Annotated in this window: 20 protein-coding genes; 10 read left to right on the forward strand and 10 right to left on the reverse strand. The window is 45.5% G+C overall.

The window, feature by feature from the left end:
- Position 1: 1 nt before the first annotated feature.
- Positions 2-1,045, forward strand: coding sequence for a rod shape-determining protein (locus tag ACLWOR_RS17910; protein ID WP_413942201.1), 1,044 nt, complete (start codon positions 2-4; stop codon positions 1,043-1,045).
- On the opposite strand, the gene ACLWOR_RS17915 is transcribed toward ACLWOR_RS17910, so the two are convergent.
- Positions 1,042-2,016 carry an aminotransferase class IV gene (locus tag ACLWOR_RS17915; protein WP_413942203.1) on the reverse strand — a complete coding sequence of 325 codons (975 nt, stop codon included), beginning with the start codon at positions 2,014-2,016 and terminating at the stop codon, positions 1,042-1,044. The two genes, ACLWOR_RS17910 and ACLWOR_RS17915, sit on opposite strands and share 4 nt — an antisense overlap.
- 125 nt (positions 2,017-2,141) lie before the next feature.
- Here ACLWOR_RS17915 and ACLWOR_RS17920 point away from each other — a divergent pair, with 125 nt between their 5' ends.
- Genes ACLWOR_RS17920 through tsaA form a run of 4 tightly spaced genes read left to right on the forward strand, consistent with a single transcriptional unit; the run spans position 2,142 to position 6,662 of the window.
- Positions 2,142-3,032, forward strand: a complete 891-nt coding sequence (locus ACLWOR_RS17920; RefSeq protein ID WP_413942204.1) for a carbonic anhydrase — start codon at positions 2,142-2,144, stop codon at positions 3,030-3,032.
- Between the two features lie 35 nt (positions 3,033-3,067).
- Positions 3,068-5,122, forward strand: coding sequence for a methionine--tRNA ligase (gene metG, locus ACLWOR_RS17925; protein WP_413942205.1), 2,055 nt, complete (start codon positions 3,068-3,070; stop codon positions 5,120-5,122).
- Positions 5,122-5,901: an RNA methyltransferase gene (locus ACLWOR_RS17930; protein ID WP_413942206.1), complete on the forward strand. Its 780-nt coding sequence runs from the start codon at positions 5,122-5,124 to the stop codon at positions 5,899-5,901. The genes metG and ACLWOR_RS17930 overlap by 1 nt, the downstream gene beginning before the upstream one ends.
- Complete coding sequence (gene tsaA / locus ACLWOR_RS17935; RefSeq protein WP_413942207.1) at positions 5,886-6,662, forward strand: tRNA (N6-threonylcarbamoyladenosine(37)-N6)-methyltransferase TrmO; 777 nt, start codon at positions 5,886-5,888, stop codon at positions 6,660-6,662. Before ACLWOR_RS17930 ends, tsaA begins: the two co-directional genes overlap by 16 nt.
- Here tsaA and ACLWOR_RS17940 read toward each other — a convergent pair.
- From ACLWOR_RS17940 to ACLWOR_RS17950, 3 genes are all read right to left on the reverse strand, one after another.
- Positions 6,634-7,887, reverse strand: coding sequence for an MFS transporter (locus ACLWOR_RS17940; RefSeq protein WP_413942208.1), 1,254 nt, complete (start codon positions 7,885-7,887; stop codon positions 6,634-6,636). The two genes, tsaA and ACLWOR_RS17940, sit on opposite strands and share 29 nt — an antisense overlap.
- A 9-nt stretch (positions 7,888-7,896) precedes the next feature.
- Positions 7,897-8,292: a cysteine rich repeat-containing protein gene (locus ACLWOR_RS17945; RefSeq protein ID WP_413942209.1), complete on the reverse strand. Its 396-nt coding sequence runs from the start codon at positions 8,290-8,292 to the stop codon at positions 7,897-7,899.
- A gap of 97 nt (positions 8,293-8,389) precedes the next feature.
- A complete protein-coding gene (locus tag ACLWOR_RS17950) occupies positions 8,390-8,983 on the reverse strand; it encodes an exopolysaccharide biosynthesis protein (protein ID WP_413942210.1) in 594 nt (197 codons plus the stop codon).
- A 51-nt stretch (positions 8,984-9,034) separates the two neighbouring features.
- On the opposite strand from ACLWOR_RS17950, the gene ACLWOR_RS17955 reads away from it, so the two are divergent.
- Positions 9,035-9,310 (forward strand): TMEM165/GDT1 family protein, encoded by a 276-nt coding sequence (locus tag ACLWOR_RS17955; RefSeq protein WP_413942211.1) that lies wholly within the window; start codon positions 9,035-9,037, stop codon positions 9,308-9,310.
- A 6-nt stretch (positions 9,311-9,316) separates the two neighbouring features.
- Here the strand turns inward: ACLWOR_RS17955 and ACLWOR_RS17960 are convergent, their stop codons facing one another.
- Both ACLWOR_RS17960 and ACLWOR_RS17965 read right to left on the reverse strand, forming a co-directional pair.
- Positions 9,317-9,841, reverse strand: coding sequence for a hypothetical protein (locus tag ACLWOR_RS17960; RefSeq protein ID WP_413942212.1), 525 nt, complete (start codon positions 9,839-9,841; stop codon positions 9,317-9,319).
- A 127-nt stretch (positions 9,842-9,968) separates the two neighbouring features.
- Positions 9,969-12,035, reverse strand: a complete 2,067-nt coding sequence (locus ACLWOR_RS17965) for a sodium-translocating pyrophosphatase (protein ID WP_413942213.1) — start codon at positions 12,033-12,035, stop codon at positions 9,969-9,971.
- A 248-nt stretch (positions 12,036-12,283) separates the two neighbouring features.
- Here ACLWOR_RS17965 and ACLWOR_RS17970 point away from each other — a divergent pair, with 248 nt between their 5' ends.
- Together ACLWOR_RS17970 and ACLWOR_RS17975 are read left to right on the forward strand one after the other, a co-directional pair.
- Positions 12,284-12,814 carry an RNA polymerase sigma factor gene (locus ACLWOR_RS17970; RefSeq protein ID WP_413942214.1) on the forward strand — a complete coding sequence of 177 codons (531 nt, stop codon included), beginning with the start codon at positions 12,284-12,286 and terminating at the stop codon, positions 12,812-12,814.
- A complete protein-coding gene (locus tag ACLWOR_RS17975; RefSeq protein WP_413942215.1) occupies positions 12,814-13,338 on the forward strand; it encodes a hypothetical protein in 525 nt (174 codons plus the stop codon). The genes ACLWOR_RS17970 and ACLWOR_RS17975 overlap by 1 nt, the downstream gene beginning before the upstream one ends.
- Here ACLWOR_RS17975 and ACLWOR_RS17980 read toward each other — a convergent pair.
- Together ACLWOR_RS17980 and cysK are read right to left on the reverse strand one after the other, a co-directional pair.
- Positions 13,335-14,081 carry an endonuclease/exonuclease/phosphatase family protein gene (locus tag ACLWOR_RS17980; protein ID WP_413942216.1) on the reverse strand — a complete coding sequence of 249 codons (747 nt, stop codon included), beginning with the start codon at positions 14,079-14,081 and terminating at the stop codon, positions 13,335-13,337. The genes ACLWOR_RS17975 and ACLWOR_RS17980 overlap by 4 nt on opposite strands.
- A gap of 10 nt (positions 14,082-14,091) precedes the next feature.
- Positions 14,092-15,081: a cysteine synthase A gene (cysK, locus tag ACLWOR_RS17985; RefSeq protein ID WP_413942217.1), complete on the reverse strand. Its 990-nt coding sequence runs from the start codon at positions 15,079-15,081 to the stop codon at positions 14,092-14,094.
- Between the two features lie 113 nt (positions 15,082-15,194).
- On the opposite strand from cysK, the gene ACLWOR_RS17990 reads away from it, so the two are divergent.
- Both ACLWOR_RS17990 and ACLWOR_RS17995 read left to right on the forward strand, forming a co-directional pair.
- Complete coding sequence (locus ACLWOR_RS17990) at positions 15,195-15,620, forward strand: PPC domain-containing DNA-binding protein (protein ID WP_413942218.1); 426 nt, start codon at positions 15,195-15,197, stop codon at positions 15,618-15,620.
- Between the two features lie 108 nt (positions 15,621-15,728).
- Complete coding sequence (locus tag ACLWOR_RS17995) at positions 15,729-16,187, forward strand: hypothetical protein (RefSeq protein WP_413942219.1); 459 nt, start codon at positions 15,729-15,731, stop codon at positions 16,185-16,187.
- On the opposite strand, the gene ACLWOR_RS18000 is transcribed toward ACLWOR_RS17995, so the two are convergent.
- The gene (locus ACLWOR_RS18000) at positions 16,184-16,543 is read right to left on the reverse strand and encodes a hypothetical protein (protein WP_413942220.1); all 360 of its coding nucleotides are present in this window, start codon (positions 16,541-16,543) and stop codon (positions 16,184-16,186) included. The genes ACLWOR_RS17995 and ACLWOR_RS18000 overlap by 4 nt on opposite strands.
- A gap of 171 nt (positions 16,544-16,714) precedes the next feature.
- Positions 16,715-20,308: a methionine synthase gene (gene metH, locus ACLWOR_RS18005; protein ID WP_413942221.1), complete on the reverse strand. Its 3,594-nt coding sequence runs from the start codon at positions 20,306-20,308 to the stop codon at positions 16,715-16,717.
- Positions 20,309-20,327: the final 19 nt, after the last annotated feature.

Consider the following 20,327-nt stretch of genomic DNA (forward strand, 5'->3'; position numbering starts at 1 on the left):
TATGTTTTCTTGGCTTTTTAGAGACGAAGCTGGTACGGCGGCAGATCTTTACGTGGATCTTGGCACTGCCAACACCCTGATTGCAGCACGTGGGAAAGGCATCATTTTAAATGAGCCTTCTTTGATTGCTTACCAACAAACAAGTCCCGGTAAAAAACGCGTTATTGCTGTGGGTAACGACGCCAAAGAAAAACTGGCAAACAATCCCGGAAGTATCTTTGCGCAAAAACCAATTCGCGACGGTGTAATCGCAGACTTTGAAACAACAGAAATTATGCTCACTCACTTTCTGAGTAAGCCTGGAGTGAAGTCGGCCTTTTCTCGCCCTCGTGTTGTGGTGTCGCTTCCTTATGGAGCCACTGAGGTAGAGAAAAAAGCTGTTATCCAATCCTGTAAAGGTGCTGGCGCAAAAGATGTGTTTTTGATTGATGAACCCATGGCAGCAGCTATTGGCTCTTCACTCAACGTCAAGGGTGCTTTGGGTAATATGATTATCGATATTGGCGGCGGAACAACGGAAGTCGCGGTGATCGCACTTGCTGATATTGTCTACTGTGAAGCAGCCCGCGTGGGTGGTCACCGCATTGACGATGCGATTATTGATTACTTTAAACGTTACAAGCGCTTGATCATCTCGGATCAAACAGCTGAAATGCTTAAAGTTACTGTAGGAACGGCGGTTCCCAAAAAAGATATTCGCACAACAACTGCACAAGGTCGTGATGCAGATACTGGAATGGTGAAAACTGTTGAAGTGAGCTCTGAAGACGTGGGCCTTGCGATGAACTCTTGTTTGCAAGAGATCATCAATGCCGTTCACCGCGCACTTGAACACACGCCGCCAGAACTGGTTTCGGACATCATCGAAAATGGCGTGGTGTTAGCTGGTGGTGGCGCCTTGATTCGCGATTTTGATTTGCGAATTCAAAATGAGGTTCGCTTACCGGTGCGCGTGGCTGAGGAACCGCTCACAGCTATCGCCAAAGGCGGCGAAGCTGTGTTAAGTGATCCAGAGCTTCTCGATAAAATTCAACTCGAAGTTTAATCAAATACAGGGGTCGAAAACGGCCCCTTTTTCATATCTTCTCTTAACAGAGCTAAAAGTTTTTTAGCGACAGGCCCCACCTGCCCACTTCCCACATTTTGATTTTCATAGGAAATGACTGGTAAGACATCCAATGTCGTTCCAATCATCATCAGCTCTTTTGCTGCGAAAACTTCAGCTTCAGAAATATCACGCTCTTCGATACCTGTAATGGTCCCATCCTGCAAAAGAGCTTCGGCCAATGAAAAGGCTCGCATCATCGTTGTACCTTTTAAAATTTGACGGAGCTTGGGACGAACGAGTTTTCCCCTCTGATCGACAATCACGATATTTTCAGTGCTGGATTCCGTAAGAAAGCCTTGAGCATCAAACCCGACAGTGAATTCCAATGCGCGATCAACGCTTTCTTTTTTCATCAAGACGTTGGGAAGATAGTTGCAGGTTTTGATTTGCGCGAGCCATGAGTCCTTGACTGGAACTTTACTTTTCCCAATTTGAATTCCTTTTTCATATTTTTCAGCCGCCGGACTTTTAAGACTTGTGACAATCAAATACATTTGCGAGCCCACTGAGTCATATGGATTGGTCGTGAATCCCCCTGGACCGCGGGAGATATAGAGGCGCAAGAGCACATCGGAAACGCCCGTTAACTTCGTGGTTTGAAGAATAATCTCGCGAATTTCGGCACGTGTCTTTGGAAGTGGCAAAAAGATTTTTTCGGCTGAGGAGACCAAACGGTCTAAATGCGGCTCAAGTAAAAAAGCTCGGCCTTGCACCACTTTGATGGCCTCAAACACACCATCACCACGATGAACAAGATGATCGTCCACTGGAACTAACATTAGAGGTGCTTCTTTGGTAATTCCGTCAAGCCAGGTGCTGTACATGGCTAAATAAGACTCTTGCAGTTTATGTGTTTTGCTGGCGAGTCGGCGAAGAGCTTCAGCGGAATCAAGAATTGGTAAATTCATTTTGGTATCTCCCCTTTTCACTCTATTCCTCGCTCTGCCGAGAGGGAAAAGATTTTTCCTTTTTTAATTTGACCCCCTCGATGGAGGTCCTGACAATAGAGACTTACGACAACGGGAGAAAAATTATGCAAAAGTTCGCCTTATTATTTGTGACTTTGTCCGCCCTTACTGCATGTTCCTCATGGACAACTCGCCGCACTCCGAATCAAGAAATGAAAGTTGTTCTGAAAGATGCTGCGGGAAATACGAAAGAAGCTCCTGCTGCTGCGACAGTTCGCGATGGCAAGGAAGTGACAAAAATTCCAGTCAGTGGTGATGCCCATGCAGAAGCACAAGAACAAGCGGCAGAGATGAAAGAGGCTGTGGCCGCTGCCGCCCAACATGTTCAAGACACACACGGAAAAAACAAACGCGAAGCTGGACCGGTGCCTGCAGAGAAGGCTTTCGGATGGCTTAAAAATGGAAATACGCGTTTTGTGAAAGGCTTTTTCCGAAAAGATGGTGCCCATTCCTCAGACCGCATTCGCCTGGTGGCAGGACAGAAGCCTCACGCTGTGATTTTATCTTGCAGCGATTCTCGCGTTCCGCCAGAAGTCGTATTTGATCAAAAATTAGGCGAAGTTTTCGTGGTGCGCACGGCTGGGGAAAGTTTAGATAATAACGTCGTCGGCAGTATCGAATACGCCGTTCAACACTTAGGTGCGAACCTTGTTGTCGTTATGGGTCACGAGTCTTGCGGCGCTGTTCGCGCGACTTTACAAGCTCTTCAAGGTGCTGACATGGGAAGCCCGGCAATGAATGGCCTGGTGAATGATTTAAAACCTCATTTACAGCAATTTGCGAGTCAAAAACCATCGACAGGAGTCCTTGATGAGTCTTGGGCTAATGTCGAAGGGGTGACACGTGATTTGATGGAACGCTCTGCAATCTTGCGTGACGCCATTGCTTCAGGTGAGGTAAAAGTAACCAAGGCCATGTACCACTTGGATTCAGGCCGCGTCGAGTGGCGCCCCTAAGGGTCGCCGTTAAGTTTTTAGATTCCGGAGATTGAATGAGTCAGCAACGCAAAATCCTCATGACCACTGCTCTTCCCTATGCCAATGGATATATTCATATTGGCCATTTGGTAGAATACCTTCAAGCCGACTTCTGGGCTCGTTTCCAACGCATGCGTGGTCATGACTGCGTTTTTATATGCGCTGATGATACTCACGGAACTCCGATCATGGTGAAAGCTCGCGAGCGCGGTATCACGCCTGAGCAATTGATTGCAGAAAGCCATAAAGAACACGTTCAAGATTTCGCTGATTTCCAGATTGAGTTCTCTCATTACGGTTCAACGAATTCACCCGAGAACAAAGAACTGTGCGAGTACTTCTACAAAAAAATGCAAGAAGGCGGACATATCCGCACAAAACCGATTCAGCAGTATTACTGTGAACATGACAAGATGTTCTTACCGGATCGCTTTGTTAAAGGAACTTGCCCGAAGTGTGGATCAAAAGATCAATACGGCGATTCTTGTGATGTGTGCGGATCCACTTATGCTCCTTCTGACATGAAGGATGTGCATTGTTCGATCTGCGGCAATCCGCCAGTCCTCAAAGCGAGCGACAGTATTTTCTTTAAACTCAATGATTTTAAGGAATATCTGCAAGAATGGATTCCGAAACACTCTTCTTCTGAAATTTCAAAAAAAATGCTGGAGTGGTTTAACGAAGATTTGCATGATCTCGACATCTCTCGTTCCGCTCCGTACTTTGGTTTCCCAATTCCGGGCACTGACAATAATAAATTCTTCTATGTATGGGTGGATGCCCCAATGGGGTATATGGCATCAACTCAGCAATGGGCCAAAGCTCAGGGCAAGACTTTGCAAGACATCTGGCAAGACTCTCAACGCGAGATCTACCACTTTATCGGTAAAGACATTGCGCGCTTTCATTTGATTTTCTGGGCGGCTTTCTTGAAGGCTGCAGGTTATCGCACGCCAAATGAAGTTTTCGTGCATGGTCACTTGATGGTCAACGGCGAAAAAATGTCGAAGTCGAAAGGAACATTTGTTGCCGCTCGTACTTACTTGAATCATTTGAACCCAGAATATCTTCGTTATTACTATTCAACGAAATTGAGCAGTTCTGTTGATGATATCGATTTGAACTTGGAAGATTTAGTCAATCGCGTGAACTCAGACCTAGTAGGTAAGATCACAAACTTGGGATCTCGTGGTGGACAAATGTTGAAAAAGAAAATGGACGGCATGATGAGTACGCCAGACGCGGAAGGAGCGGCTTTGATTAAGTCAGCTCAAGATCGCGCAGTAACAATTGCTGAACATTTTGAAAATCGTGACTTCCATAAAGCAACGAATGAAATTCGTGCAATTGCCGATGAGGCGAATAAATATTTCGACGAAAAAGCCCCATGGAAAACATTGGAGACCAACCCTACAGCAACGAAGCAGGTGGTGACGACAACCTTAAATGTTTTCCGCTTGCTCGCGATTTATTTAAAACCAATTCTTCCGCACTATACGGCGAAAGTTGAAAAACTTTTTGGTGAGGCAAATTACCAATGGGCGGATTTACAAAAGGTTCTGACAAACAGACCTATTCAAGATTACGAACATTTGGCTGTGCGCGTAGAGGCGGACAAAGTCAAAGCCATGATTGAAGAAAGTCGTAAATTGAATGAATCCATTCAAGCAGCGAAAAAAGCAACAGCTCCTGCGGCAACGGCTGCGCCGAAGAAAGCCGCTGCTGAGCCAACAACTCCAGGCGTGATTGAGTTTGCTGACTTTGAAAAAGTCGAGCTACGTGTCGGTTTGGTTGTTGAAGCTGAAGAAATCAAAGAAGCTGATAAATTGCTTCGTTTGAAAATTGATGTTGGCGGCGGCGAGATTCGTCAGATTATTTCTGGAATCAAAGCAGCTTACAAGGCGGAGCAATTGATCGGTCGTAAATTACTTGTGTGCGTGAATTTGGCACCTCGTAAAATGAAGTTCGGTATGTCTGAAGGAATGGTTTTAGCCGCTGGCACAGGCGGCAGCGACTTGTTCTTGCTTTTTCCGGATGACGGCGCTCAAGTCGGCCAGCGGGTAAAATAATGTCCTTATCTGCTCAAGATCGAAAATCTCTTGAAGAAATCCACCAGCGTTTCTTAAGCCTGGAGAAATCAGAAAGAGATTTTCACTTTGACGCGAAAAAATTGGATGAGCTTAAAAAACTCATCCTTGCTCTCTCTTCTTCTGCCAATCCTGATGTTTCGAGACTCACAGAGACGACAAAGCATTTAACAGTCAGCATGAGCTTGCAGCATTTTATTAATTTCTCGCTGCCATTCGAGAGACTTTTAAATAAGAACCTGCGCGATGATGAGTTTTTAGTTGTTGAAAATGATCGCGCCGAAAAACCACATGAGACATTGCCTTTGGTTTTTGTCCTCGACAATATTCGTTCTGCCTTTAACGTTGGATCCATTTTTAGAACCGCTGAGTGCGTGGGGGCCGAACGTGTGATTCTTTGTGGTTACACGCCTACTCCAACGCAAGGGCAAGTTGAGAAAACAGCTATGGGAACTCAAGACTATATCGCTTGGGAAGAAGGCGGAAAGTTACTTGAATGCCTAGAGTCTTTAAAAGAAGATGGCTATCGCATCATTGCTCTTGAAACGGCTGCTGCCGCGCAAGATCTCTATGAACCGTTTGTTCAAGAACCAACAGCTTTCGTTTTAGGCAATGAGAGGTTTGGCCTTGATCCTGAGATTTTAAAAGTTTTGGATGAAACAAGAATTATTCCACTGCGAGGTCGCAAGAACTCTTTGAATGTGGGAGTGACAGCTGCTGTTGCTGGATTTGAATGGATGCGCCAGTGGCAGACAAAATAGAAATCTCTCCGATTGGATATTTTAGAAGTTCACAGGTTCATCCTTATGAGGCCGGTCGACAGCCTGACGAACACCATGCAGAAGGTGTCATCGAGCTTTTACCCGGACAACAGTTTGAACAAGCTCTGATCGGAATTGAGCTATGTCCCATGATTTGGGTGATCTTTCAGTTTCATCACAATCCGCATTGGAATCCAATGGTGTTGCCACCAAGAGGGCGCGACACTAAGATCGGTGTTTTCGCCACTCGCTCCCCTTACCGCCCCAATGGCATCGGTATGAGCTGTGTGGAAATTAGAAGTATCTCCAAGCTCTCAATCACGGTGACTGGTGCTGACATTTTAGATGGCAGTCCGATTTTAGATATTAAGCCTTATGTGGCATATGCTGATTCCTTTCCCGGAGTAGAGCCTGCCTGGTTAGCTGAAGCTCAAAAATTTGCAGTTTCGTTTACGCCAGATGCAGAAAAAAAGCTTCAGCATTTGGAGAATCAAGAGCTCACCCAACTGCGTTCGTTTTTATTGCATCAGTTGGAGTATGAACCCACGAATGGGAAGAAAAAACGCGTAAAAGCTGATGGCAATGAGTTTGTAATTGCATACCGCACGTGGCGGGCCCGTTTTGAAGTGAATGATCGAGCTCTGGTTGTTTTAGATATTTTCTCTGGATATTCTGAAGAGGATCTTCAAGCGAAAGAAGATCCTTATCATGATAAAAATTTACACCGAGAATTTAAGAAGCTTTTTCCGCCGTCGCGATAACGGGAATACCTTCAGCTGAATGAGCGCGGAAGTAGCGATACAGTGGCCATGTTGACGCCAAACGACCGACGGAACCCGCAACGAACACAAACGCATAACTGTGGAAATCCTGTTGGCCAAAATACCAAAGAATCTTACCACCCACAAAAGTACCGACGATAATTGCCAAGGAATTTAAAAGATTGTAGACAGTTGTAACTGGAACTTTTTCTTCTTGGCGCAAATCTTTAAAGAAGATCAGAGAAAGTCCCACTTCCACACACGCCCACGTCATACCACTTACGAATTGCAAAGCATAAATAAACGTCACATCACTGCTCACCGCCCACATCGCTGGCAGTGGCGCAATGGCAGCCGCACCAAACATAAAAAGTTTTGCGCCCGACAATGAGGACTTAAAACGATCGACTAACGACAGTGTTAGAATTTTACCGACAAAGAGAATACCGATGGCCACCATGTACGTGCCGTAGTCCATTTTCACTTGCGCAATCATGTAAGGAGCGACGAAGGGCGAAGAAATAAAGACCGCCATCTGGAAAGGCACCAGGCGCAAGAAAAACTGTCTTTTCGATTTATTGTTCCAGAACACCGCCCAAGAAGCGCGGAATCCCAGTTTTGGAGAGTTTCTCCACGAAGGATCAAAATACTGAGAAGATAAAATAAACGAAGAAAACAAACGACATGAACAGGCAAAAATAAATAACAATGTAAAGACTGACGAAAACGGGCCGATTTCAACCTTGTTATGAAGGGCCACACCACCAGCAACCAGACCAATTAAAATACCGATTTGAGAAATTTGTGCGCGACGAGCGAAGTATTTATTTCCTTCTTCGACTTGCACCAGTCGCCCCATCCAATAATTCCACGCCGGACCCGCGGCAAATCCCGATCCCCAATAAAGGGTCAAGATTAAGAAAAGCATCCAGAAATTGGGAGCGCGAGTGGCTGAGAAATAAATCAGTGGAATAAATGTCAGAGCCTGTAACGTGGCCGATGCCACAACCCAATGCTTATGAGATTGCACGCGCTGTAAACCGCGTGGCGTGAGAAGCTGCAAAAAAGCACCACTCACGATTGGAAGAGTCGAAAGCACACCGGCAAAGATTTCTCCCATGCCGATTGATAAAGAATAGGCTGGCAAATAAGTTTCACCAGCCCCAATCATCAGTGAACATAAAAAAGCGTCTAAAAGACTAAGACGAAGACTCTTCTCTCTCATGAAGGAATACTATTTTCCTCTTCTATTTTTTTTCATTTCTTCTACTTCTGTTTTGCATGAAGCAGACAGTTTATCTTGATGCTCTTTCATACATTTCATGATGCGACCTCTTCCCGGCTTCACATCGCCGCAAAATCTTTCTACGTCATCATGACAAGCTTCTTTCACTTCTTTGAATGCAGCTTTCATTTTTTCCTTCTGAGCTTTACACTCAGCGGATAATTTAGCTTTATTCTCATGCATACATTTTGCAATTCGACCGTCACCTGGTTCAATACCTGGGCACAAAGCTTGAACATCTTTGGCACAAGGACCATCACCTGGAGGAGACATCGTCTCACCTTGCGCGAACGCGAAAGAACTCATTGCTAGAACCATCGTCAATGCGGATACAAACTTAAACATCTGAACCTCCCTCGAGGACCAGTGTAGCAAAGCTTTCCTGATCTCCTCAAAGACTGCGAGGTCCTAATGCAAGAACCTAGATTCTAGACCTTCGTACCTAAAAATTAACAAGATGGACGGCGCCCATCGCAAGCGACATAAAGAAGCTCGCTACTATGAGACACCAGAGATAGCTAAAAAGGATAAAAAGACCGTCTTTTTCGATATGGCCGACGGCGCAGAAGATAATACCAATCACCGGAACGGTATTTGAAAACGGAATGGGTAATGGCAGCGACAACAACATGGCATTGCCAATAAAAACCACGAGATTCAACAAGCGAAATGGCAAAAGATCATGGAAGAATTCCATGCGCGCCTTCACAATTTTGGAGATCACTTTCCAAATGCGTTCCGCCACATTGGAAACACGAATGACAACATCAGCGGATATTTTTAACTTTTCATAGCGTTTGGGAAGCCACGGTGGTCTTTCGCGGAAAAGAAAAATCGCTACTAGAATGATTAAAAAACCCAGTGGAGTTGAAAGTCCAGGAATGGGAATTGGCTGAACAAATGGCAAACAAAAGAAAAGCATGAGCATCGCATGACCTTCCTCCCCGAGTATTTCAAATACTCGGCGCAAGCTGAGATCCCCTTGAGTGGCCTCCTCTTGCAAAAGGTCCATGGCGGCAATGAAACGGCTTTTCAAACTTGCTTTCCCTTTCGTGTGCCTTTATTTTTTGGTTTCAACAAAGGATCAATGATGGACTGGAAAATTTTTGCGAGCACATTTCTAACAATATTCCTCGCAGAGATGGGCGACAAGACCCAATTCGCTGCTCTAGCCGCATCATCACAAACTAAATCTACAGCGACTGTTTTATTCGCGGTTGTGTTAGCTTTAGGACTAGCTGGAGCACTTGGCGTGATCTTTGGACGATTCCTTGGAAACTTTCTCAATCCACAAATTATGCGTTATGTTTCAGGCGCATTGTTTATTTTGGTCGGCATTTGGGTTTTAACAACGAAAAACTAAGCTGACTCAGAATCCACAATAGTCCGCTTTGTCGGTATCGAGTCCCTGATCTGATTTAAGAATTCGAAAGCGACTGGATTTTCCAAGCAATAGTGACGAGTTCAATGCATGCGTAAATGTTAAATCCAAGTAAGTTCGTCCGTTGAATTTCGTCACTTTGCCATCGCCCAAGCCCACAAAACGAATCACACTACTTTCCCAATCAATTGAAATTTGCGAGTGAATGAATTGCTCATACTGTGTGCTGGTAAAATCAAATTCACGATAGCGTGCATCGAAGGTGCGATCGGGATGAATGTAAAGCTCTATTTGCCCAGTTAAAACAGAAGCGGGATCTTCCCATAGCTTAATTCCAGCTGTCCCCATCACAACAAACGAGAGTGTTCCATCATCACAGGCACCGACAGGCTTATAAATAATGTCTTCTGGAAAAACACTCGACGGATCTTTCACGTCACTAAGAGAAGAATAAATCTCTCCGCAAGCGCTTAGGTGCAAAACCAAAATCACACAAGTCAAAATCCTTCGCATACCTTAGAGGTAAACAATAAATACGAATCTGTCACACATTCTCAAACAAACAGTTCCGAAGTCCTAAAAAAAAAAGCCCCCACTGCTTTCACAGTGAGGGCTCTAAGTTTTCGTTTTTGAAAAACTACTAGCCGCCGATAGTTGCGATCAACTGAGCGATCAACAACGATACGACAGACATAACTTTGATCAAGATAGCGATACCAGGACCAGAAGTATCTTTGAACGGATCACCTACAGTGTCACCGACAACTGCCGCTTTGTGAGCGTCAGAACCTTTTGGATGACCTGGCAATCCACCTTTTTCGATGAATTTCTTAGCGTTATCCCATGCACCACCCGCATTGGCCATATAAAGAGACAAAGTCGCTCCTACCGCCAATGAACCTGCAAGAAGACCTGCAAGAGCTTGTGGACCCAAGATGAAGCCAACTGCTACTGGAGCAAGAATAGCGATCATACCTGGCAAGATCATTTCAAACAAAGCCGCTTGAGTTGCGATGTCTACGATCTTAGCTGGTTGTGGTTCTGCCTTGCCTTCGCGAAGACCAGGGATTTCTTTAAATTGACGAGCAATTTCAACCACGATTTTTTGAGCCGCTTTACCTACCGCAGTCATAGTTGTTGAACCAACTAGGAACGGAAGGATGGAACCGATCAAGATACCGATCAAAACGCCTGAAGATGTCAAATCAAGTGACATTGCTTGAAGGCCTTGTTGCAAACGAACATGGTTCACTTCCATGTTGAATGCAGAGAATAGAGCAAGAACTGTCAAGATCGCAGAACCGATCGCGAAACCCTTACCGATAGCTGCAGTTGTATTACCAACAGCATCCAATTCGTCAGTGATGTCACGAACGTTTTTACCAAGACCTGACATTTCAGAGATACCACCCGCGTTGTCAGCGATAGGACCGTAAGCATCAACAGTCATAACAACTGCTGTACCAGCCAACATACCAACTGCTGCGATAGCGATACCGTAAAGACCCAAAGCGTGGTCAGCGATGTAAGCCGCTGCAACAACGATCAACATTGGGATTGCAGTTGATTCCATACCAACAGCCAAACCACGGATCACGCCAGTTCCCGCACCAGTCAAAGCTGCCTCAGCAACCAAACGGATAGGACGAGCCGCTGTGTAGTACTCAGTGATCAAACCGATCAATGCACCACCAAACGCACCTGCTGCCAAAGCAACAGTTACTGATTGAGAGATACCGAACATTGGCATCAAAATAAATGAAGCCGCAGTCAAAATGATTGGTGGGAAGATCAAAGCATTACGAAGAACTGTCGCAGGTTTGCCGTTTTTGAAAATACGAGCTGCGAAGATCACGATGATAGAGATCACAAGACCCAAAGTTGAAAGCAACAATGGCAAAGTCACGCCCGCTGTACGAGCTGCTTCAGCCTCACCGCTTGTCACAAGTGAAGTCAATTTTTCCATTGGGATAGTCAAAGCAATCGCCATTGCAGAAACGATAGCAGCAACCATTGATTCATAGATGTCTGCACCCATACCTGCCACGTCACCAACGTTGTCACCAACGTTATCCGCGATAACGCCTGGATTACGTGGATCGTCTTCAGGAATGTTCTCTACAACTTTACCAGCGATGTCGGCACCAACGTCAGCTGCTTTTGTGTAAATACCACCACCGATACGTGCGAAAAGAGCGATCGAAGAAGCACCCACTGCGAATGAGTGAAGAATAGTTCCAACGTGCTCAGTACCTCTGAAGCACATGTAGATCGCGCCAAGACCGATAAGGCCAAGACCCGCTACTGAAAGACCCATGACCGCGCCACCATCAAGAGCAACTAGCAATGCTGCTGCTTTTGAACCCGTAGTCGCTGCTTGAGAAGTACGAACGTTTGCGTAAGTCGCAGCTTTCATACCGAAGAAGCCGGCAAGCAAAGACAAGAAAGCACCAAGGATGAATGATCCTGCTGCGATTCCGCCCAATGCGAACCAAAGCGCCAAGCCTACGACGATTGCGTAGACGAAAAGAACCTTGTACTCACGCACAAGGAAAGCCATCGAACCCTCGCGAACGTAGCCCGCGATGCGATTCATAGTTTCGTTACCTGCTGGTTGTGCCTTCACGCGAAGGTACAAAGCCAAAGCAACGACCAAACCAATAACTCCGGCAATTGCTGGAGAGATTAGCAAAGATTCACTGAACATTGTTGCACTCCATGTTTGATTTCTCGTTTAAATTACGAAGGCTTAGGGTTAACGTATTTCATTGCATCCAGTCAATTAAGAGTGCGAAACACGAAATGAAAACGCGTTGCGCTGCGGACGTGAAATTACGCGGCGCAATTCAAAAAGGTACGGCGTACCTCCCGGGGGTGCTTAAGAATCAGGCAAAAGGTCCGCTTGTGCCTTGTAGCAAGAGCATTTAGGATGGGCTTACAAAGAATCGAGATCGCGTGAAAAAACTTGAAGATCATTCAGATGAAGAACTTTTGAATCTCCTTGCTGATGGAGATCCAAAGGCATTGGATGTTCTCTATTTGAGACACTCGGGAAGAGTGCTTTCGTATGCCCTCAAACGAGGCCTGACGCGTGACCAATCCGAAGACCTGCTCCAGATCGTCTTTATGCAGGTTTATCGCAAGAAGCACCTTTATAACGCCAAATACTCGGCCCTGGCCTGGATCTATGTCATCTCTCGAAGCGAATTAAAAGACTATAGAAACCGCGAACTTAAAAATTTTGCCGAACTTCCTTTGGATCTGTCACAAAACGACGACCTCACTCCTATTAAAGAAGAAACTGAAGAGCTTTTGGGCCAACTGAAAGGCCGGGAGCAGGAAGTGATTCGTTTACGTTACCTGGACGAGTTGGAATACAAGGAGATTGCCGAAGTTCTGAATGAATCGGAAAGCAATATCCGCCAAATCGTCAGTCGCAGTTTAAAATTTTTAAAAGGTTTGAGTGCTAAGAAAGGAGAATCCTAATGAAAGATATCAAGAATGATTTTAAATCTTTTATGAATGACTCTTCTTCCGAAGTTCCGTCGGCTCGCGTGCTGGCAAATCTTCGTGCGCAATTAGAAAAAGAACAAGCGCGTCCTTTGCATGTCGCGTTTAAGCTGGGACTGATTCATCTTTTAGGATCTGCTGTTTCCCTTGCGGCCTGCTCTCAGTTTGGCGTGCGCCTCGTGGGTCATGGTGAAGGTTTGATGCATGTGTTTATGGAGATTTCTCCCACCTTCTGTCACAGCTTCTGTGGAGCTTTCTATTTAGCTTGTACTTTTATTTTAGCGCGTCTGCTGATGAAAAACGAAGAGTGGTATCTACTTCTTCGCACTCGCACTCTGAGTATTGCGTCCTTGGCTCTTTTGTCACTCGGAACATTCTCGATCTTAAGTCATGAGATGACATTCCAAGCAGGAGTTTTGTGGCTCTTTGGTGCAACCTTGGGTGCAGAGCTTGTCAGCCTGAGAAAGCTTCCTCTTCGCTCTTTGTGGCAACGAAGTTAAAGTCGTAATTTAATTTCTAAAGGAAAATGGTCGGAGCTTAAAACCGTATGGTGAACTTCGGCCTTGAGAACATCAAAGCCGCGCACAAAAACGTGATCAAGCTTTAACACGCGTCCATCATTTTCGAGATCTAAATGTTCTAAACCTAGTTCCCGAAAAATCGAGCGCATAATCATATAGCGTTTAAAGTTCCACGTATTGAAATCTCCAGCTAATACAACTGGACCCTTAAAAGCCGAAACCTTTTCCGCGATTTCATAAAGTGAATTTGAAAATGCCCCGGTCGTCACAAAATTCAAAACATGCGTGCACACGAAAAGCGCTCGCTGCCCGCCAAGATCATATTCACTAAAAAGTGTGAGCTTTGGCGTGAGCCAAAAAAACTCGCGTGTTTTTGCACGAATAAAATCCACAGTCTGAGGTGTGAGCTTCGAGCCAATCGCCACACCCGTACTGGAAAGATCTTTTTTATAGTGAAAACTCTGAGCGAGATTCCACTCGTAGTTTTTAAAATTCTGTTCCCAAATTTTGGGCATGTAGGCATCGACTGTCGCTTCTTGCAACAGGATGAAGTCTTTGTTTGTCCCCAACTGCAAGAAATCTTTGGTGAAGAGATGTGCCTTTTGGCCCTTGTAGACGTTCCAAACAAAGATTGAGATCTCAGAGGGGTGAACGAGATTTTTTTCTCCCTCCCCGATCTTCACAAGAACTTTGTCTTTGGCTGGTACTACAAACGGGACCAAATTTTTCTCCTTATTTTACTTTTGCTAGATACGACTCATCAACTGTGACCACTTGAAGTTGTTGCGCTTCATTGCGCTCTTGTTCGGCGAGCAAAGTTGAAAGATAGCGCTCGGTCGTGCTTGGAACAATGACCACGATCAGCTTGCCTTTATTCTCTGGCTTTGCCGCTTGACGAAGGCCCGCACAAATGGAAGCGCCAGATGAAATCCCCACCGGGATGCCTTCTGTCTTAATCACTTCTCTTGCCACACGTAGGGACTCTTCTGATGAAACTTGTTCGACACCGTCAACGACAGAGCGATCCATCACCGAAGGTACAAAGCCCGCACCAATACCTTGAATTTTATGAGGCCCGGGTTTTCCGCCCGAGAGCACCGGGCTTTCTACAGGCTCCACGGCAATCATTTTCACTGAGCTTTTTTTCGCTTTCAAAAACTGTCCAACTCCTGTGATTGTTCCAGAAGTTCCTACACCACTGATGACCATGTCGACTTTCCCATCGGTGTCATTCCAGATTTCAATCGCAGTGGTTTCTTTGTGAATTGCTGGGTTCGCCGGGTTATCGAATTGCGCTGGCATCCAGGCATTTTTATTTTTATCGACAAGCTCCATGGCTTTGGCGATAGCACCCTTCATTCCAAGAGGGCCTGGAGTTAGAATGATTTTCGCGCCTAATAGAAGCAATAAAGTTCTTCTCTCTTGCGACATTGTTTCTGGCATCACAAGAGTAATCGGATAGCCGCGAGCAGTCGCAACAAAGGCTAACGCAATACCTGTGTTACCACTTGTGGGTTCAATGATTTCCATTCCAGATTTTAACTTCCCTGTGCGTTCCGCATCTTCGACCATCGCAAGTCCGATACGGTCTTTTACAGACGCCAGGGGATTAAAAAATTCAAGTTTGAGCAGCAGACGGCCCGGCAAATCCTTACCAAGTCTTTGCATTTCAACGAGAGGGGTTTGACCAATGGTTTTTGTGATATCAGAATAGATTTTCATGGGCTGTCCTATCCTCGAGGGAGTTATATTTAGGATAGCCCTTTCATTCGGCAGTTCAAAGTTTTTCTTGTGTTAATTTCGACCTTTGACGACCGAAAATGCAGGGGGATTTGATGGGTGTCCAAACATTTACCAGCTCAGTTACGAACCATTGTTTCCGTTTGAGACCAGGGCAAGATCTAAAGAAAGAATTACTCTTTTATGCGCAAACACATCATATCCATGCTGGGGTCATTTTAAGTGCGGTCGGAAGTCTTAACAAAGCACATATTCGCCTCTCGGGTGGCAAAGACACTGTTGAGTTTAACGGTCCGTTTGAAATCGTATCTTTGACGGGAACTTTGTCGGCAGAATCTTTGCACATGCATATTTCTTTTTCTGATTTTGAAGGTCGCGTGCGTGGTGGTCACCTGATGGATGGATGTTTGATTTTCACGACGGTGGAAATTTTGATTCAAGAAAATCAGGATTTGATATTCGAGCGAAAATTCGACGAAGAAACCGGATACAAAGAGCTTATTATTCAAAATCGAATTTAGCTTCTTTCGTAAAACTTCTGATCATAATCTAGTTCTGAGATCGAAAGCTTTTCTCTTGCCCCCCTTTCGGTTAACATTGTCAAGATTTCGTAAAAAAGGTGGGGCTTCGTGATTAGAATACTTCTTTGCAGCTTGGCTTTGATTTTTTGCTCTCTAAATGCACATGCAGATGCCGCAGTTGGTGTGGTTATCGGCGATCCTACCGGCCTTTCCGGTCGTGTGGGACTTGATGGACAGCACTCGCTTGAAGGTGCGTTGGCGTTCTCAACAGGTCGCTATACAGGTTTGCATTTGCACGGAACCTATCTCTGGGACCGGGCCCGCAGTTGGGCGACAAGCGAAGGTCCGCTCGATCTTTATTACGGCTTAGGGGTCCGCGTGATTTCTATTAATAAAGGCGACTATGATGGCGATGTGGCGATTGGTCCTCGCGCGCCACTGGGTCTGATTTTTAATCTGCACAATCCTAATATTGAAATCTTCGGCGAGCTGTCTTTAGCTCTGGATATCGCACCAAGAACCGATGTGGATCTTGATGCGGGTGTGGGTGTGCGAATTCGCTTTTAGATATTGCGAATTTCGCAACGGACTTGTTTTCGTTGGCCGAGATAGTTGACGTCGAGTTGAACTTCAACAGGCTTATCTAGAGGCAAAACTCGACGGAGAAGCATTCCCTCTTGGCCTTTTGCCAAAATCGCGACTGATTCAGTTTTATGCCAAATAATAAAATCATGATCGCCAACCACGAGGTTTCCATTCTCGCTGCCACGAACCTCGTATCTCACTTCGGATTGGCGCTGATCGCTGATTTGTTTTCCTTGAGAGCTAAAAAGAGGGACGCCATTGGTAATGCAGTCATAGCGTACACCCGCGAAAGTGGTTGAGCTTACTAACGTGAGTAAAATCATCATTAAACTTTTCATTCTGACCTCTGCCTTTGTTGGAGCACTTCCAACGTCTAACTTATGGACAGGCGCCCGAAATGAGCTCTCTGAAGCGATAAATACGCTCCAGATTCGATCTCAATGAGAACCGTCCCTATTGACATCATTCATAGCTAGAATAATGCCAACAAGGGGCCAGAAGAGATGATCTTAGACTGCGAAGTATTTCGCGTGCGGGCTCATGAAGTAATAACCCGATACACTCGCTGGCGGAGTCATCGCGTAGTTCTCTGTGAGTTTGACGCCGATTTTCTCTTCTACACCTAGGAGCTTCCAGATTTTAGCTTTTTCGCTGTGATCCGGGCAGGCAGGATAACCTGGTGCAGGACGAATACTGCGGTATTTTTCGGCGATCAAATCTGCATTTGTTAGATCTTCTTTGATTCCAAAAATTCCGCGCACGTGTTTGTGCGTGTATTCTGCCAATGCTTCGGCGATACGGTCACCGACTGCTTTTACTAGAATCGAGCTGTAATCGTCGTTTTCTTTTTCAAACTCGTGAGCCATGGCTTCGATTTGATTACCAGCCGTGACGACGAAGAAACCCATATGATCTTCTCTGCTGTGTTCAACTGGCGCGATAAAGTCTGCCAAGCTGTAGTGAATGTTATTAGTCGCCGTTTTCTTACGAAGTTGGCGATCAAAGTGCATTGTCGCTACCAAGTTGTTAGCTTCATCTCTGATGAAAACGTTTTCGTCTTGGGATTTACCTTTGTAAATACCAACAAGAGCTTTTGGTTGAACGCGCTTTTCTTTGATGATTTTTTCAAGCAAGGCCTGAGCATCATTATAAAGTTTTGTCGCTTCAACGCCGTATTTATCGGATTTTAGGATATTCGGGAATGTACCCTTAAGTTCCCATGCCCAGAAGAATGGACTCCAGTCGATATACTGACGGACGTCTTCTACGCTCACTGGAACTTCAAATACACCTTTGCGATTAGGAACTGAAAGCTCCGCTTGATTCCAATCCGTTGTAAACTTCTTCGAGCGAGCTTCTTCGATTGTGACCTTTTCAGATTCATCAAAGCTGCTGAGGTAGTTTTCTCTGAGGGATTGATTTAACTGCTTTGTCTCTTTCGAGAACGCAGCACCCACATTCGGACTTAAAAGTTTGTTGCAAACTTCTACGACGAGTGAGGCATCTGCCACGTGAGCAACCACGCCTGGATAATGTGGATCCAATTTCACCGCAGTATGGATCTTACTTGTTGTCGCGCCACCAATTAGCACCGGGATATTTAGACCTGATCTTTGGAATTCGTTTAAGTTGTAAGCCATTTCCTCAAGCGAGGGTGTGATCAAGCCACTTAAGCCGACAAGATTCGCTTTGTTTTCCTCACAAGCTTTGATGATGTTTTGTACTGGCACCATGACACCAAGGTCGATAACTTTATAACCGTTACATGCCATGACGACTGAAACGATATTTTTACCGATATCGTGAACGTCACCTTTTACCGTCGCAATAACGAAAGTACCTTGGCTATTAAGGCTATTGCTCGCGGCTTTTTCTGCATCCATGTACGGCTCAAGATAGGCCACGGCTTTTTTCATCACGCGCGCACTTTTTACGACTTGCGGAAGGAACATTTTCCCTTCACCGAAAAGCTTTCCAACGACTTTCATCCCCTCCATGAGAGGACCTTCGATGACGTTCAGTGGACGACCGAGTTGTTGGCGTGCTTCTTCTGTATCTTCAACGATATGACTGTCGATACCCTTCACCAGAGCATGAGTCATGCGTTCTTGCAAAGAGCCCTTCCGCCAGTCTTCAGTTTCCGTAGCCTTCTCTGCCCCTTTTTCAACTTTGTACTTTTCTGCTTCTTTCAAGAGTTCTTCTGAAGCTTTGGGATTTTTATTTAGAACAACGGCTTCAACAAGGTCGCGAAGATGCGGCTCGATTTCTTCATAAACCTCAAGCATACCGGCATTGACGATCCCCATATCCAGACCTGATTTAATAGCGTGATAGAGGAAGACCGCGTGCATCGCCTCACGGACTTTATTATTTCCACGGAAGCTAAAGCTCAGATTTGAAACACCTCCAGAAGTGAAAACTCCTGGGCAGCTGGATTTGATTTCTTTAACGGCTTCGATAAAATCAACGCCGTAGTTGTTATGCTCTTCCATGCCCGTTGCAACAGTCAGGATGTTTGCGTCGAAGATAATATCGCATGGATCGAAGTTGGCTTTTTCCGTTAGAAGTTTATAAGCGCGTTTACAGATACGGATTTTATCTTCTTTAGTCGCGGCTTGCCCTTGCTCATCAAATGCCATGACAACAACCGCTGCACCATAGCGTTGAATCAGCTTTGCGTGCTGTAAGAAAACTTCCTCACCCTCTTTAAGGGAGATCGAATTGACAATGGATTTTCCTTGAAGGCACTTCAGTCCCGCTTCAAGAACTTCCCACTTGCTGGAGTCGACCATTACGGGAACTTTGGCTACATCTGGCTCAGCAGCGAGAAGATTCAAATATCTTGTCATTGCCGCGGGTCCGTCGATCATGCCTTCGTCAAAGTTGATATCAAGGACGTTCGCACCATTTTCAACCTGGCTGCGTGCCACTTGCAGAGCTTCATCGTATTTATCTTCTTTAATGAGTTTTGCAAAACGCGGAGAACCTGTGACGTTTGTGCGTTCACCGACCATGATAAAGCTTCTGACTTGATCCCAGGCAAAATTCACTGGTTCAAGACCGCTCAGCTTCATCATCGGAGGAATGTTTGTTGGTTTTGCATGAACCTTTTTATTGCCGAGCATCTCGGCAATTTTTTGGATGTGCGCCGGAGTTGTTCCACAGCAACCACCGACGACGTTGACGATACCTTCATCGGCCATCAGTCCCAACTGGTAGCCTAAAGACTCTGGAGTTTCATCGTAACCTGTGGGGCTTAATGGATTGGGAAGACCCGCATTTGGATAACAAGAGATGTAACAATCCGAAACCCGTGCGAGTTCTCGGATATAGGGATGCATTTCTTTAGCACCAAGCGCACAGTTGATACCGACGCTCAAAGGTTTTGAGTGACGAACCGAGTTCCAGAATGCTTCAACCGTTTGCCCTGAGAGAGTACGGCCTGACAAATCTGTGATTGTCACGGAAAGCATAAGAGGTAATTTTTCGCCGCGCTCTTCTTCAACTTCTGCGATGGCAACAAGAGCGGCTTTGAGGTTGAGTGTATCGAAAGTTGTTTCAGGCAACAGGATATCAGCGCCACCCTCAAGAAGACCGAGAGTTTGTTCTTTGTAGGCTTTTTTAAGTTCGTCGAAAGTAACAGCTCTATAGCCCGGATTATTAACGTCGGGACTTAGCGAGAGAGTTCTGTTTGTCGGACCAATTGCTCCGGCAACGTAAGTTTTTTTGCCGGTGCGTTTTTGATAATCATCGCAGGCTTTTTTAGCAAGACGAGCAGCTTCCACGTTCATTTCGTAAACAATGGACTCAAGACCGTAGTCTGCTTGTGCGATTGTGGTGCCGTTGAAAGTGTTAGTTTCAATGATATCCGCGCCCGCTTCGAGGTACTTCATATGGATATCATAGATGACTTGTGGTTTGGTCATCACGAGCAGGTCATTGTTGCCCTTAAGATCTTTGCCGTGATTTTTAAAGCGCTCGCCACGATAATCTGCTTCTTGCAACTTGTGCAGCTGCACCATCGTTCCCATCGCTCCATCTAGGAACAACAGACGTTTTTGCATGATTTGTTCTAGCTCTATAAGTAAAGCGCTTTTTTTCATCTACGTACGGTCTTTCTAA

Origin of the sequence: Bdellovibrio sp. HCB2-146 (assembly GCF_047345725.1) — a bacterium.
Lineage (GTDB): Bacteria > Bdellovibrionota > Bdellovibrionia > Bdellovibrionales > Bdellovibrionaceae > Bdellovibrio.

Coding starts and splice junctions, on each gene's coding strand:
- ACLWOR_RS17910 (WP_413942201.1), top strand. CDS start 2: ATGTTTTCTTGGCTTTTTAGAGACGAAGCTGGTACGGCGGCAGATCTT.
- ACLWOR_RS17915 (WP_413942203.1), bottom strand. CDS start 2,016: ATGAATTTACCAATTCTTGATTCCGCTGAAGCTCTTCGCCGACTCGCC.
- ACLWOR_RS17920 (WP_413942204.1), top strand. CDS start 2,142: ATGCAAAAGTTCGCCTTATTATTTGTGACTTTGTCCGCCCTTACTGCA.
- metG (WP_413942205.1), top strand. CDS start 3,068: ATGAGTCAGCAACGCAAAATCCTCATGACCACTGCTCTTCCCTATGCC.
- ACLWOR_RS17930 (WP_413942206.1), top strand. CDS start 5,122: ATGTCCTTATCTGCTCAAGATCGAAAATCTCTTGAAGAAATCCACCAG.
- ACLWOR_RS17940 (WP_413942208.1), bottom strand. CDS start 7,887: ATGAGAGAGAAGAGTCTTCGTCTTAGTCTTTTAGACGCTTTTTTATGT.
- ACLWOR_RS17945 (WP_413942209.1), bottom strand. CDS start 8,292: ATGTTTAAGTTTGTATCCGCATTGACGATGGTTCTAGCAATGAGTTCT.
- ACLWOR_RS17955 (WP_413942211.1), top strand. CDS start 9,035: ATGATGGACTGGAAAATTTTTGCGAGCACATTTCTAACAATATTCCTC.
- ACLWOR_RS17960 (WP_413942212.1), bottom strand. CDS start 9,841: ATGCGAAGGATTTTGACTTGTGTGATTTTGGTTTTGCACCTAAGCGCT.
- ACLWOR_RS17965 (WP_413942213.1), bottom strand. CDS start 12,035: ATGTTCAGTGAATCTTTGCTAATCTCTCCAGCAATTGCCGGAGTTATT.
- ACLWOR_RS17975 (WP_413942215.1), top strand. CDS start 12,814: ATGAAAGATATCAAGAATGATTTTAAATCTTTTATGAATGACTCTTCT.
- cysK (WP_413942217.1), bottom strand. CDS start 15,081: ATGAAAATCTATTCTGATATCACAAAAACCATTGGTCAAACCCCTCTC.
- ACLWOR_RS17990 (WP_413942218.1), top strand. CDS start 15,195: ATGGGTGTCCAAACATTTACCAGCTCAGTTACGAACCATTGTTTCCGT.
- ACLWOR_RS18000 (WP_413942220.1), bottom strand. CDS start 16,543: ATGAAAAGTTTAATGATGATTTTACTCACGTTAGTAAGCTCAACCACT.
- metH (WP_413942221.1), bottom strand. CDS start 20,308: ATGAAAAAAAGCGCTTTACTTATAGAGCTAGAACAAATCATGCAAAAA.